Origin of the sequence: Gemmatimonas sp. (assembly GCF_044376735.1) — a bacterium.
Taxonomy (GTDB): Bacteria; Gemmatimonadota; Gemmatimonadetes; order Gemmatimonadales; family Gemmatimonadaceae; genus Gemmatimonas.
In genome coordinates this window covers 22,284-35,635 of the sequence record NZ_JBILKJ010000011.1, presented here as the reverse complement: position 1 = coordinate 35,635, position 13,352 = coordinate 22,284, and the positions used below count along the sequence as shown (strand labels likewise).

The 13,352-nt window shown below is 66.7% G+C and carries 11 protein-coding genes; 6 read left to right on the top strand and 5 right to left on the bottom strand.

Going from position 1 to position 13,352, the window contains the following annotated elements:
• Positions 1–209: 209 nt before the first annotated feature.
• Positions 210–1,418 carry an ornithine--oxo-acid transaminase gene (rocD, locus tag ACIRA7_RS03135; protein WP_396219347.1) on the bottom strand — a complete coding sequence of 403 codons (1,209 nt, stop codon included), beginning with the start codon at positions 1,416–1,418 and terminating at the stop codon, positions 210–212.
• Between the two features lie 14 nt (positions 1,419–1,432).
• Positions 1,433–2,383 carry an arginase gene (gene rocF / locus ACIRA7_RS03130; RefSeq protein WP_396219346.1) on the bottom strand — a complete coding sequence of 317 codons (951 nt, stop codon included), beginning with the start codon at positions 2,381–2,383 and terminating at the stop codon, positions 1,433–1,435.
• 74 nt (positions 2,384–2,457) lie between these two features.
• On the opposite strand from rocF, the gene ACIRA7_RS03125 reads away from it, so the two are divergent.
• Positions 2,458–2,928, top strand: coding sequence for an Lrp/AsnC family transcriptional regulator (locus ACIRA7_RS03125; protein ID WP_396219344.1), 471 nt, complete (start codon positions 2,458–2,460; stop codon positions 2,926–2,928).
• A 45-nt stretch (positions 2,929–2,973) separates the two neighbouring features.
• Here the strand turns inward: ACIRA7_RS03125 and ACIRA7_RS03120 are convergent, their stop codons facing one another.
• Positions 2,974–4,029: a dienelactone hydrolase family protein gene (locus tag ACIRA7_RS03120; protein WP_396219343.1), complete on the bottom strand. Its 1,056-nt coding sequence runs from the start codon at positions 4,027–4,029 to the stop codon at positions 2,974–2,976.
• Between the two features lie 206 nt (positions 4,030–4,235).
• Between ACIRA7_RS03120 and ACIRA7_RS03115 the strand changes: the two genes are divergently transcribed.
• Positions 4,236–6,275 (top strand): sodium-translocating pyrophosphatase, encoded by a 2,040-nt coding sequence (locus tag ACIRA7_RS03115; protein WP_396219341.1) that lies wholly within the window; start codon positions 4,236–4,238, stop codon positions 6,273–6,275.
• A 95-nt stretch (positions 6,276–6,370) separates the two neighbouring features.
• Here the strand turns inward: ACIRA7_RS03115 and ACIRA7_RS03110 are convergent, their stop codons facing one another.
• On the bottom strand, positions 6,371–7,828 hold the full coding sequence (locus tag ACIRA7_RS03110) for a pyridoxal phosphate-dependent decarboxylase family protein (protein WP_396219340.1): 1,458 nt from the start codon (positions 7,826–7,828) through the stop codon (positions 6,371–6,373).
• Positions 7,829–8,065: 237 nt separating this feature from the next.
• Between ACIRA7_RS03110 and ACIRA7_RS03105 the strand changes: the two genes are divergently transcribed.
• The 3 genes from ACIRA7_RS03105 to ACIRA7_RS03095 are packed head-to-tail and all read left to right on the top strand — an operon-like array spanning position 8,066 to position 10,753.
• Positions 8,066–8,947, top strand: coding sequence for an FMN-binding protein (locus ACIRA7_RS03105; RefSeq protein WP_396219339.1), 882 nt, complete (start codon positions 8,066–8,068; stop codon positions 8,945–8,947).
• Positions 8,944–9,906, top strand: a complete 963-nt coding sequence (locus tag ACIRA7_RS03100; RefSeq protein ID WP_396219338.1) for an FAD:protein FMN transferase — start codon at positions 8,944–8,946, stop codon at positions 9,904–9,906. The genes ACIRA7_RS03105 and ACIRA7_RS03100 overlap by 4 nt, the downstream gene beginning before the upstream one ends.
• Positions 9,899–10,753: an RnfABCDGE type electron transport complex subunit D gene (locus tag ACIRA7_RS03095; RefSeq protein ID WP_396219337.1), complete on the top strand. Its 855-nt coding sequence runs from the start codon at positions 9,899–9,901 to the stop codon at positions 10,751–10,753. Before ACIRA7_RS03100 ends, ACIRA7_RS03095 begins: the two co-directional genes overlap by 8 nt.
• Positions 10,754–10,985: 232 nt before the next feature.
• Here the strand turns inward: ACIRA7_RS03095 and ACIRA7_RS03090 are convergent, their stop codons facing one another.
• Positions 10,986–12,557: a serine hydrolase domain-containing protein gene (locus ACIRA7_RS03090; protein WP_396219336.1), complete on the bottom strand. Its 1,572-nt coding sequence runs from the start codon at positions 12,555–12,557 to the stop codon at positions 10,986–10,988.
• 231 nt (positions 12,558–12,788) lie between these two features.
• On the opposite strand from ACIRA7_RS03090, the gene ACIRA7_RS03085 reads away from it, so the two are divergent.
• Positions 12,789–13,352, top strand: coding sequence for a Uma2 family endonuclease (locus tag ACIRA7_RS03085; RefSeq protein ID WP_396219335.1), 564 nt, complete (start codon positions 12,789–12,791; stop codon positions 13,350–13,352).

The following is a 13,352-nucleotide window of genomic DNA, read 5'->3' as shown; positions in this document are numbered from 1 at the left end:
GCGGTCTGAATTCAGCAGGAGCAGTGCACGGTGCCGAGCGGGTTTCGTGGCGCTGGCGGTTCGAGAGGTCGGCGACACGAACGACCCCCCGCCCCCGCACACGCAGTCAGGAAATCCTCGGCACCGAGCACTGTAGCTGCTCAAATCTGACCACTATACCCAGTCCGACGCCTGTCGCCAGAACACTCAGTACTGGGCAGTTAGCGGCCTCAGCTCGCGAACACCACCCGCAGCCGCTCCATCGCCCACGCCAGATCCTCGCGGCTCACCACCAGCGGTGGCGACAGGCGGATCACCGTATCGTGCGTTTCCTTGCACAGCATGCCGTGCGCTTTGAGCGCTTCGCAATACGGTCGCGCCTTCTCGTGCAATTCGATCGCGATCATCAATCCGCGGCCGCGCACGGCCTTGATGGCCGGATGACGCAACGTGCGCACCTGCTCCAGGAACCACGCCCCGTGCTCGGCCGACCGCTCCACCAGATGCTCGTCTTGCAGCACGCGTAACGCCGTGCGCGCCACCGCGCAGCCGAGCGGGTTGCCGCCGAAGGTGCTGCCGTGCGAGCCGGGGCCGAACACGCCGAGTACGTCGCGTCGCGACACCACCGCCGACACTGGATAGAATCCGCCGGAGAGGGCCTTACCCAGCACGTACATGTCGGGCGTCACGCCGTCGTGATCGCAGGCGAACATGGTGCCGGTGCGACCGAGCGCCGTCTGGATTTCATCGGCAATCAGCAACACGCGATTCGCTGTGCACAGCGCCGAGAGTTCTGCCAGAAACCCATCGGGCGGCATGAGCACGCCGGCCTCGCACTGAATCGGCTCGATCAGCACCGCGCAGGTGTTCGCCGTCATCGCGGCCCGCACGGCCTCGATGTCGCCGAACGGCACCAGCACAAAGCCCGGGGCGAACGGACCGAAGTCGGCCTTGTACGCCGGCTCCGATGAGAACCCTACGATCGTCGTGGTGCGTCCGTGGAAATTGTTTTCGAAGGCGATGATCGTGGCGTGGCCACTGGGAATGCCTTTGGTGCGATAGCCCCAGCGTCGCGCGGCCTTGATGGCCGTTTCCACCGCTTCGGCACCGGTGTTCATGGGGAGCACCATCTCCATGTCGCACAACGCGGCGAGCTCCTCGCAAAAGGGGCCGAGCTGATCGTTGCGGAAGGCGCGCGACGTGAGCGTGACGCGTGACGCCTGCTGCACCAGCGTGGCGAGAATGCGCGGGTGACAGTGCCCCTGATTCACCGCCGAGTAGGAGCTGAGGCAGTCGAGGTATCGGTTGCCTTCCACGTCGGTGACCCACGCGCCTTCGGCGTGATCGATCACCAGGTCGAGCGGATGATAGTTGTGCGCGCCCCATGCGTCTTCGCGGGCGATCAGTTCGTCGGTGGCGGTCATGGTCGTCATCGTCATGGTGTGCTCCGCGCTTAGAGAATCCGACGGCCGAACGCGCTCGCGATCAACTCGGCGCACAGTTCGGCGGTCTGGTTCTGTCGATCGAGAATCGGATTGATTTCCACCAGGTCCATGGCCACCATCGCGCCGGAGTCGTGCACGATCTCCATGGCGAGATGTGCTTCACGCAGGGTGGCACCTCCGCGCACCGGCGTGCCCACCCCCGGTGCCTCGGCCGGATCGACCCAGTCGGCGTCGCACGACACATGTACGCCGCCGGTGCCAGTGGTGGCGATGCTGACGGCTTCGTCCATCACCGCCCGCAGACCGCGCTCATCGATGTCGCGCATGGTGTACGCATGCAGTCCCAGCTCGCGGATCATGGCGCGCTCAGCGTCGTCGAGGTCGCGCAGCCCCACGTACACGAGATGCTCCGGGCTCACCGCCGGTGTCGCGGTGGACAGTTGCCGCAGGCGCCGATGTCCGAAGCCCAACAGATGCGCGACGGGCATGCCGTGCACGTTGCCGCTGAGGCTCGATTGCGGCGTGTTCAGATCGGCGTGCGCGTCGAGCCAGATGAGCCCCGTGCGCTGCCCGCGCTCGGCGAGCGCCGTGGCAGTCCCGGCCACCGAGCCGGCAGCGAGTGAGTGATCGCCACCCAGTACCAGCGGGCGGATGCCGGCGCGCACGGCGGCGGCGGTACGTCCGGCCAGATCGATGCAGACCGCGGTAATCGCGTCGAGCACCGCCCGCGGGTCGCTCCCGAGCGACGTGCGATCGGGCACCGGCACGTTGCCCGCATCCTCCACCGTGAGCCCGAGTCGTTCGAGCTGGGCGGTGAGGCTGGAGAGGCGCATGGCCGACGGACCCATGTCCACCCCACGGCGGCTGGCGCCGAGGTCCATGGGGACGCCGATCAGCTGGACGGTGCCCGTCCACGGTTTGACGACGGCGCGGGCTGGGGAGGCGATGGTCGCATTCATGTCTTCAAGCTGCCGCGGTCCAATGACAGCAACAAGTTCAACGAATGACCATAAATGCTGCATAATCTGACAAAATGCGGCATAATTCTGTCATTATGCTCAAAGACCTCGATGCGCAGGACCTGCGGCTGATCGGGCTGCTCCGGGAGAACGCCCGGATGTCGGTGGCCCAGCTGGCCAAGCAGCTCAAGGTGTCGCGTGGCACCGTCCAGAACCGGATCGACCGGCTCATCGCCGACAACGTGCTGTTGGGGTTCACCGTGCGGACCACGCCGGAAGCGGCGGCGCACCGCGTGCGGGCCATCATGTCGATCGCGGTGGAAGGCGACCGAATCGAAGGGGATCGCTCGGATGCGATCCTGCGCACGCTGCGGGGCTACCCGGAGGTGCAGGCGCTGTACACGACCAACGGGCGCTGGGATATCTTGGCCGAAATCGGCACCGACAGTCTGGAAGCATTCGACGCGGTGTTGCGTCGCATTCGGGGCATCAAGGGCGTAGCCAACTCCGAAACCAGCCTCCTGCTGTCGACGCAAAAGCTCTGAGCACGAGCCTCGCGTCGACAGCGGGAGCAGACCGGTACGCGGCGCTTACTTCACGCCGAGGTTCTTCTTGAGGAAGGCGATCGTCTTGGGCCAGCCGTCTTTGGTGGCCGCGAGGTTGGCGGCTTCTTCGGCTTCGTCGCGCGTGGCCTTGGGGTCATCCTGCGCGCGCAGGAAGCCGTGGGTGGCGCCTTCGTAGTTCGTGCCCGAATAGTCCTTCTTCATCGCCTTCATGATCGAATCGAGGGCCGGCATGGCGGCGGCGATGCGCGCGTCCTTCGAGCCGTTCAGCAGCATCACGGGCTTCGAGATCTTGGCGATCGAGTCGGTGTTGATGCTGGCGGGTACGGCCGCCGTGGTGGCCGTGGCCGGCGTGCCGCCGGTGGTGTAGGGCAGGCCGTAGAAGGCCACACCGCCCGAAAAGCCTTTCAGGCCGCCGTTCACGGCGTGCATGAACACCGTCTGTCCACCCCAGCAGTAGCCGATCACGGCGTACTTCTGCTGCGCGCTGGGCAGCATCATGGCGTAGTTCGCGGCGGCGGCGATGGCGCGATTGCGGTCGGCCGAGTTCACGCCGGCGATGAGCTTGCGCGCGGAGTCGGCGGGGAGTTCGACGCTGCTGGGGCCACCACGCACCTTCGACAGGAAATCGGGGGCGACGGCGATGAAGCCGTCGGCGGCCACTTGGTCGGCCACACCGCGCACCCAGGTGGAGAGGCCGAAAATCTCGTGCACCACGACGACGACCGGCGCCTTGGCCCGGCTGTTCGGGCTGGCCGGGTATACCACCCACGCCATGATGGAGTCGGCCGATCCGGCTTCCCACGCGATCTTCACCCACTCGGCGTGACGCGGGCTGGCCTTGAGGCGTGCCGGCGCCGTGTTGTTGCTGGCGGGCAGGCCGGCGATGCCCTGCTGCGCGCCGGACGAGCGCCTGGCGGGCATGGACAGGTCGGCGGCGTTCATGTGCGCCATGTGGTCATCGGCCATGGCCGACGAGGCGAGTGCACCGGCGGTGCCGGGGGCCGAGCGCTGGAGCGTGCAGCCGGCGAGGACCGCGACGGTGGGCAGTGCCACGGCGATCAGGGAAATTCGGCGGGACATGGGAGCTTCCTGGCAGAGGTGGGGGCGACACCCGAGAATCTCAGTGACGAGACCCAGCCGCGCCAGCGGGATTCGCCCGCCACCCCCACCGCGTCGGTACGCCGCGGCCCAAGGGGACTGGCCTAACCCCCGCCGCTCAGCGACTTTACCGGGATGCTCTGCGCCAAGGGCATCCCACGTCTCACTTCAATAACCCCGGATACCCCGTGCTCGAGCAGTACGCTCTCGTCCTTGCCCTCGTGTGCTCGGCCGTTGCCATTGCCTACGGCATTCTCTCGGCCCGCTGGATCGTTTCGCTCCCCGCCGGCAACGCGCGCATGCAGGAGATCGCTGGTGCCATTCAGGAAGGCGCGGACGCCTACCTGAAGCGCCAGTACACCACCATTGCCATCGTCGGTGTGGTGCTCTTCCTCGCCGTCGGCTTCGGTCTCGGCAGCTGGGTCACCGCCGTCGGCTTCGCGATCGGCGCCGTGCTCTCCGGGCTCGCCGGCTTCATCGGCATGTTCGTCTCGGTGCGCGCCAACTCCCGCACCGCGCAGGCTGCGACCAGCGGCTTGAACGCCGCGCTCAATGTGAGCTTCAAGGGCGGCGCGATCACCGGCATGCTCGTGGTCGGCCTCGGCCTGCTGGGCGTGGCCGGTTTCTTCATGTACGTGCTCGGCAACGGCACGGGTGAAGAAGCGATCCGCTCCGCACTTGAGCCGATGATCGGTCTGGCCTTCGGGTCGTCGCTCATCTCGATCTTTGCCCGACTGGGCGGCGGCATCTTCACGAAGGGTGCCGACGTTGGCGCCGACCTCGTGGGTAAGGTGGAAGCCGGCATTCCAGAAGATGATCCGCGCAACCCGGCCGTGATTGCCGACAACGTCGGCGACAACGTCGGCGATTGCGCCGGCATGGCGGCTGACCTATTCGAGACGTATGCGGTGACGATCATCGCCGCGATGCTGGTGGCCGGTCTGTCGTTCGCGACCTACGGCAACACCGGCGTGCTGTATCCGCTGGTGCTCGGCGCGGTGTCGATCCCGGCGTCGATCGTGGGCACGTTCTTCGTGAGCGTGAAGCCGGGCGGCAAGATCATGAATGCGCTGTACCGCGGCCTGATCGTGTCGGGTGTGTTGGCGGCCATCGCGTTCTTCTTCGTGACGCGCACCATGTTCCCCGGTGAGCTGGGCACGAACCTGTTCATCTGTGCCATGATCGGCCTTGGCCTCACGGCCGCGCTGGTCGTGATCACGGAGTACTACACGGCCACCGAGTACTCCCCGGTGCGTCAGATCGCCAAGGCGTCCGAAACCGGCCATGGTACGAACGTCATCGCCGGCCTCGCGGTCTCAATGAAGTCGACGGCCGCCCCGGTGCTCGTCGTGGCCGCCGCGATCTACTTCTGCTTCCTGCACGCCGGCTTGTACGGCATCGCCATCGCGGCCACGTCGATGCTGTCGATGGCGGGCATGATCGTCGCGCTCGACGCGTACGGTCCGATCACCGACAACGCCGGTGGTATCGCCGAGATGAGCCATCTCGGCCCGGAGATTCGTAAGATCACCGACGCGCTGGACGCGGTGGGTAACACCACGAAGGCCGTGACCAAGGGCTACGCGATCGGTTCGGCCGGCCTCGCCGCGCTGGTGCTGTTCGCCGACTACTCGAGCAAGCTGGGCGTGCATCTCGGCAGCGCGGTCAACTTCTCGATCGACGATCCGAAGGTCGTGATCGGCTTGCTCATTGGCGGCATGATTCCGTACCTGTTCGGCGCCATGGCCATGCAGGCGGTGGGTCGCGCGGCCGGTGCGGTGGTGCAGGAAGTGCGTCGTCAGTTCAAGGAACTGCCCGGCATCATGAAGGGCACGCAGAAGCCGCAGTACGACAAGGCGGTGGACCTGCTCACGAAGGCCGCCATTCGCGAGATGATTCTCCCGTCGCTGCTGCCGCTCGTGATCCCGCCCATTGTCGGCTTCCTGCTGGGTGGCGCGGCGCTGGGTGGCCTGCTCATGGGCACGATCGTGACCGGCTTGTTCGTGGCCATCTCGATGTGCACCGGTGGTGGCGCGTGGGACAACGCCAAGAAGTACATCGAGGAAGGCAACCACGGCGGCAAGGGCAGCGAAGCCCACAAGGCGTCGGTGACCGGCGACACCGTGGGCGATCCGTACAAGGATACCGCGGGCCCCGCCATCAACCCGCTCATCAAGATCATCAACATCGTGGCGCTCCTGCTGGTGCCGTTGTTGGCGAAGGCGTGAGCCGGTAGGCGCGCTCGCTGCCTATAGAGCGACGAAACCGCGCGGATCCTCACGGGTCCGCGCGGTTTGTGCGTTATGGGCCATAGGCGTTGACGTTATCTCACGACCGTCAGCGACCGACCGCGTTGCACGACCGCTTCAACAAGCGCATCAAAATCGGCGTCGTTCGATCGGTGATTCGCGATCGCCACACGGATCGCGAACCGAGAGCGGATCACCGTGCCACTCGGCACGGCCACGCCGTCTTCCTGCAGTGAAATGAGAATCTCGCGATTGAGTGCGTCGAGTGCCGTGTCGTCGAGCCCCGGCGCGGTGTAACGCAGGTTCACGATGTTGAGCGGCGCCGGCGCAAGCAGTTCGAGCTCCGGGTGCGCCTGTACGAGGGCCGCGAGACGGTGCGCCTGCGCGACGTTGCGCGCGATGTGCTGGCCGAGGGTATCGGTGCCTATGGCGCGGAGGCGCATCCACACTTTGAGGGCCTTGAAGCTGCGCGTGAGCTCCACGCCGCGGTCGGCGAAGAACACACCGCTCTGTGCCATCACGCCGCGTTTCTCACTCGACAGGTACGCGCCCTGCGCCGAGAACGTCTCCACGAGATCGGCATCATGGCGCACCAGTACGCACGCCACGTCGAAGGGCAGATAGCCCCACTTGTGCAAGTCGAAGGCAATCGAGTCGGCGCGCTCCTGCCCCTTCACCTGCGCAGCCGTGTCGGGCGACAGCGCCGCCATCGACCCGAAGGCGCCGTCTACGTGGAACCAGAGCTGTTGGCGCGCCGCCAGATCGGCCAGTGCCTCGAGATCGTCGGTCGCGCCCGTCTGCACCGTGCCGGCGGTACCGACAATGCAGATGGGGCGATGACCGGCCGCGCGGTCGGCCACGATCATCGCTTCCATCTCGGCCACGTTCACCGTGAAGTCGTCGAGCACCGGCACGCGACGGAAAGCGGCGGCGCCGAGCCCCAGCAACTCGCAGCCCTTCTTGAGCCAGCCGTGCGTTTCGGTGCTGCCGTACACGAGCAGCGTGGGATGACCGCCCTGCAGTCCTTCCGCGCGCACATCGAATCCGGCCCCCTTCTGTCGTGCGACGGCGAGACACAGGTCGTTGGCCAGCGTTCCGCCACTCACCAGGATCCCGCCCGCCGTGTCGGGGAAGCCCATGAGTTCGGCACACCACTTGATGACCTGTCGCTCCACCAGCACCGGCGATTGCTCGAAGCCACCGACATTCGGGTTCATCACCGAGGCGAGGAAATCTTCCATGGCCGCCTGCGGCGTTCCCGTGCCCATCACCCACCCCCAGAATCGCGGGTGGATGTTGCCGTTGGGATAGGGGCGAATGTCGGCCAGAAACTCCTCGTACACGGCGACATCGCCCACGCCGCTGCGCGGCAACGGCTCGGAGGTGAGTCGCTCCCGCACCGGTGGCGGCATCGGGGTCCACGTGGGTCGGTCGCGCACGTCTCGGAGGTAGTCGAGCGATTCGTCCACCATGCGGTGTGCAAGGGCGCGGTACTGCTCCCAGTCCTGCGGATCGAGCGGCGGAAGAGTCATGAGGGCGAAGAGGATATCGAGAGCGGCGCGTCGCGCGTGTCGAAAGATCCCGACCGGCGAGCCGTCATGCCACCCTTTGTCACGGGGCCAGTCTATCGAAGCACCGTGAGGCGCATGGTCTCCCCGGGGCGGACTCGGACGAATGGCGCAGCAGAGACACGGTTCGCAACGTATAACATCACGTTCATACTTCCGGCCCGACCTGCTGTCTCGCCTTTCGACGCACCCGCCTTCTCCGTGCCTAAACCTCGCGGCAACAACCTGGTCGCCCTCGGTTCAGCGGCTGTGCTGATCGTGTACACGGCCGGCTTCGCGAAAACGAAGCCGGCGGCTGATCGCATGGCCGCGGAGAGCGCCGAGCGTCGTCCGCGCAGTGCGTCGCGGGCGGGGGCGGGCGCGGCGGGCGCGCGCACGGCGGCTGGGGGGTCGGGGGACGCGGCAACGGTCCCGGCGATGCCGGCGGTGGCGGTGGTGGACGCGCCAGCGGCGGCATTGGCGCCGAGCACTCCGAGTGCGGTGGCCACGCCCGCCGGAGTCGCCACAACGCCGGCCCCGTCGAACGTGACCGCTACCGGGTCACCGGCGACCAGTGCGACGGTCTCCAAGGCTGCTGCCGCGACGCCGCTGGTGTCGGCACCGGTGGCCACGGTGGAGACCGCACCGCCGCCCGTGGTGAATGCGCCGGTGACCGTGGCGGCCACTCCGCCGGTTGCTGCGGCGCCCGCGGCCGTGCCGAGCGCACCGCCGACGGTGCAGTCGGCCCCGGTGCCTGTTTCGACGCCCGCACCCGCCGCGCCGCCGGCTGCTCCACCGGCTGCTCCACCCGCCGCACCCGCCGCCAAGACCGCGGCGAAAACGACGTACAAGGACGGCGTGTACCTCGGTCGCGGTACGTCGCGGCATGGCGACATCGAGGCGATGGTCGAGATCCAGAACGGGCGCATCACGAACGCCGTGATCTCGCAGTGCCTCACGCGCTACTCGTGCTCGTGGATCGCGGTGCTGGTACCGCAGGTGGTGGCGCGTCAGTCGGCCGAGGTGGACTACGTGTCGGGCGCCACCGTCAGCTCCGACGCGTTCTACTACGCGGTCACGCAGGCGCTCGCGCAGGCGAAGTGAGTCGCGCGACGCTTGCGCTGCCGTCGGAGGCCACGCGCGTGAGTGCGCCGAAATCCTCACGAGCGCGCATGGGCACGGTGGTCACCATCGAAGTGGTCGGGCACGATCGCAGTGCGCGCGCCCGTCGCACCCGCGATGTCGCCATTGAACGGGCCTTCGCTTGGTTCGATCGTGTGGAGTCGGTGTGCTCGCGGTTCGATGGCGGCAGCGAGCTGCGGCGCCTGTGTGCCACGCACGGCGTAGACGTGGAAGTGTCGCCAATGTTGTTCGAGGCGGTGCGCTTCGCGGTTGCGGTGGCCGAAGAAACCGACGGCGCGTTCGACCCCACCGTGGGCGCACGTATGGAAGCCCGCGGCTTCAATTGCGATTATCGCGATGGCGCCGTGGTGCGCTCCGGCGTGCGTGAAGAGGACCCGGTGTCGTTCCGTGATGTGGTGCTGAACGAGTCCGCGCGGTCCGTTCGGCTCGAGCGCACGCTCGTGCTGGATTTAGGCGCGGTGGCCAAAGGACTCGCCATCGACATGGCAGTGCAGGAGCTGCGGCCGTTGGCGAATTTTGTGGTCGACGCCGGCGGCGACGTGTATTGCGGCGGACACAACGCGGCTGAGCAGCCGTGGACGGTCGGGATTCGCCATCCGCGCGAATCGCATGTGCTGCTCACGCGCGTGGCGATCACCGACGCCGCGCTGTGCACGTCAGGCGACTATGAGCGGCGGGTGGCCGACCATACGGCGGGTGAACATCATGTGCTCGATCCGCGTACCGGCGCCTCGCCGCGCGATGTGATCAGTGCGTCGGTGATCGCCCCGGCCGCCATGGTGGCCGACGCTCTGGGTACCGCGGCGTTTGTGTTGGGGTGCGGCGAGGGGCTCGCCCTGTTGGAACATCATGAACTCCGCGCGTGCCTGGTAGATGCGCAGCTCGTTCGTCACACAACGCCGGATTGGATCGATGTCTGAAGTGATCGCGACCATGTCGCCGATGCCGAACAACTCGTTCAAGTCGATCAAGTCGATCAACAAGTTCTTCAAGACACCGAAGGGTTTGTTGGTGATCGCACTCGCCGTGCTGATCCCGATCGCGGGCGCGCATAGCGGCTTTGCGGTGGTCGCACCCGGTGTGGCGGCCGCGGCCATCGCCGCGATGCTGGTGGACGCACCGATCCTGCGCTACCGCGACAAGGAGTGGTCGTTTCCCAGTGGCGCGCTGCTCACGGGGCTGCTGGTGGCGATGGTGCTCAGCCCGTTCGGCTCGTGGAAGGTCGCTGCTGCCACGGCTGCCATCGGTGTGCTCAGTAAGTACGTGGCGCGCGGACGCTCGGCCAACGTGTTCAATCCCGCCGCACTGGCGCTGGTGATCAGCTACTTCGCCTTCGACACGGGCCAGTCGTGGTGGGGCGCCCTTCCCGAGCTGCCCATCCTTGCCATCGCCGCGCTGTTCGTGACCGGAGTGTTCATCACCGATCGCGTGAACAAGATGCCGGCAGTGCTGGCGTTTCTCGGTGTGCACTTCCTGCTGTTCACACTCACCGCATTCGTGGGCGACCCAGCGAAAGTGGCCGAACTGTATCGGGAGCCCGACCTGCACGCCGCGCTGTTCTTCGCGTTCTTCATGGTCACCGACCCGCCTACGTCGCCGCCGAAGGCGCGCGAGCAGATCGTGTTCGGCGTGATCACGGCGGTGGTGTCGTATCTGGTGTTCGAGCTGGTGGGCGCGGTGTACTTCCTGCTGGCGGGACTGCTGGTAGCCAACGTGTGGGAAGCCGGGCGGCGATACCGTGTGCGGGCGCTGCGGACGGCTCAGTAGTCTGAGTTCAGACGGTCAGGCTCAGGCTTCAGACTGGGTATAGTGGTCGGAGTTCAGCAGCTACCGTGCACAGTTTCGAGAATTTCCTTGGTGACGTTCGCCGCTCGGGATTGCGGTGCACTCACGGCCATGCCGCCAGACAAACTCTCGGTACTGTGGACTGAAGTTTGCTGAATTCCGACCACTATAAGCAGTCAGACGCCAGAATTCAGTTCACTGACCACTGAGCAGTTCACTGCCGGCACAGCGGCGCCGGCCCCAGCACCGCGTCCGCCCGCATCGGCACCACCGTGAACTGCTGCACTCGGGCCGGTTCCGTCGGCGCCAGTGTGATGGCAACAGAAAGCGCCCCGTTCGCGCACTGCATGCGCCACACGCCGCGCAGCGCGTTCTCGGTCCAGAGCTGTCCCACGGCTTTGCAGTTGCCGCCCACCGCGTTCGACATCTGCTCGATGGCTGCCGCGCGACGCGGGCCTGACTCGTCGAGAAACAGATTCATGGCCGCGATGCTGTCGGCCAGCGGCTGCTTCCACTCCTGCACGAGACGCGTGACTTGTTCCTGCATGGCCAGCAGCACCGGCGCCGGCTGTGGTTCACGCGGCTTGAGGCCGCCGCTGCGAGCGAGGATCTCGAACGACTGATCGATCACCCCCGTCCAGCCCGTGTACGTGAGGTTTCCGAGTGCCACGATCCCCACGCCGTACTCGGGGAGCCAGCGCATCTGTGAGCCGAAACCCGGAAGGCCGCCGGAGTGTGACACGATATGCGCGAACAGACAGTTCGACGCCGAGCGCAGGCCGTAGGCGTAGCCGCCGGCATTCAGTGACAGCACACCAGCCGCATTGCGCGCGGCCGAAGCGCCGCTGAAGCGCGCGATCTGCTGCATCTCGCGCAGCGACGAGCGCTTGAGCACCGGCGACTCGGCGCCATCGCGCGCCGGCCACGCGTCGAGCATCAGTGCCACCCAGCGCGACAGGTCGGCGCTGCTGGTGAGCATGCCACCCATGGCGCCGAACGAGCCGTCCGGAAGTGCCGCCTCTTCCAGCCATGCGCCGTCCTGCAGGCGGTAGCCGTGCGCCAGGCGATTGACCGGTACATCGCGCGCTTCCATGGTGGTGGAGGTCATGCCGAGGGGCCGGAGCACGCGCTGCTGGATGTAGCGGGCGTAGGGCATGCCGCTCACGTTCTGCACGATGCGCCCAAGAATCGCGAAGCCGAAGTTGGAGTACTCGTACGCCGTGCCAGGGGCATTCGAAAACGGAATGCCCGATTTGATCATGGCCGACAGCTGCGCATCGGTGGCGGCGAGCTGCTGATCACCCCACGGATTGTCTTCCGGGAATCCCGCCGAGTGCGACAGCAGATGCCGGATGGTGATGCGCGGTGCGTCACTCGTCGCGTAGCGCATGGCCTTCATTTCCGGGACATAGCGTTCGGCCGGGTCATCGAGCGACAGCTTACCGGCATCGCGCAGCTGCAGAATGGAAAGCGCGGTGAAGCTCTTGGTCATCGACGCAATACGAAACACCGAGCTGGTGTCGACGGCCGCCTTGGTTGGCACCTCGCGCAGCCCCAGCGCCGCCACATGCAGCAGCTTGCCGTCCACGATCACACCGTAGGCGATGCCGGGTACGCGCGCGTTCGTGGCGAAGGCGCGCATCACACTGTCGATCTGCGGGAGCGCGGTGCGTAGCTTCGCCACGCGATCGGGGTCGGTGAAGCGCGCGGGTGGGGCGATGCTGGACTGCGCGGCGACGGCGTTTACCGCGGTCGTGGAGAGCAGGGCTGCTACGGCAGCACGCACGACGAGGGACGACCAAGAGCGGCGCATCAGGATCCCGGCTGCAGGTTGAGTCTGGCTGCTGTCACTGGGAGTCTACTGCGCCGTGCGGAGCGGGGTAATGCGTCCCAAAGGCAGGCCGTACGTTTCCGCGATACCACCGGCGGGAAAACGATGACGCACGATCCGTTTCGGACCGTCATGATGGGACGTGACCCCTTGCCATCTCCCCCCGCTGCTCGGCACACTATGGCCATGCCCGCGCTCATGCCCCGCATCTGGACTGCCGCCGAGGTGCAGGCGCTGCCGGATGACCCGTCCAACCGGTACGAGTGCGTGGACGGGGAGCTGCTGGTGAGCCCGTCGCCGCGCACCCTGCATCAGTCGGCGTTGATCGTGCTGACCGTCATGCTGGAGGCGATCCTGCGCCCAGCAGGGGTTGGCGTCGTGTTCGTGGCGCCATCCGACTGGGTCCTCGACCCACGCACGCTCGTGCAGCCCGACCTGTATGTCGTTTCGCTCGTCGATGGTCGCCGCCCGCGCACCGACGAGGAGCGCGGCCATCCGCTGCTGTTCATCGAGATCCTGTCGCCCAGCACCGCCCGCTTCGATCGCGTCGTGAAGCGCGGCCGCTATCAGCGCGCGAACATCGAGTACTGGATCGTGGACCTCGACTCGCGCCTGATCGAGCGATGGCTGCCGGGCGACGATCGCCCGAGCATTCATGCCGAGCGCGTGGAGTGGCATCCCGCGGGTGCCGATGCGCCCTTCGTGATCGAGCTGGAGCCGTTCTTCACGGAGGTACTGGGCCCCGCCTGA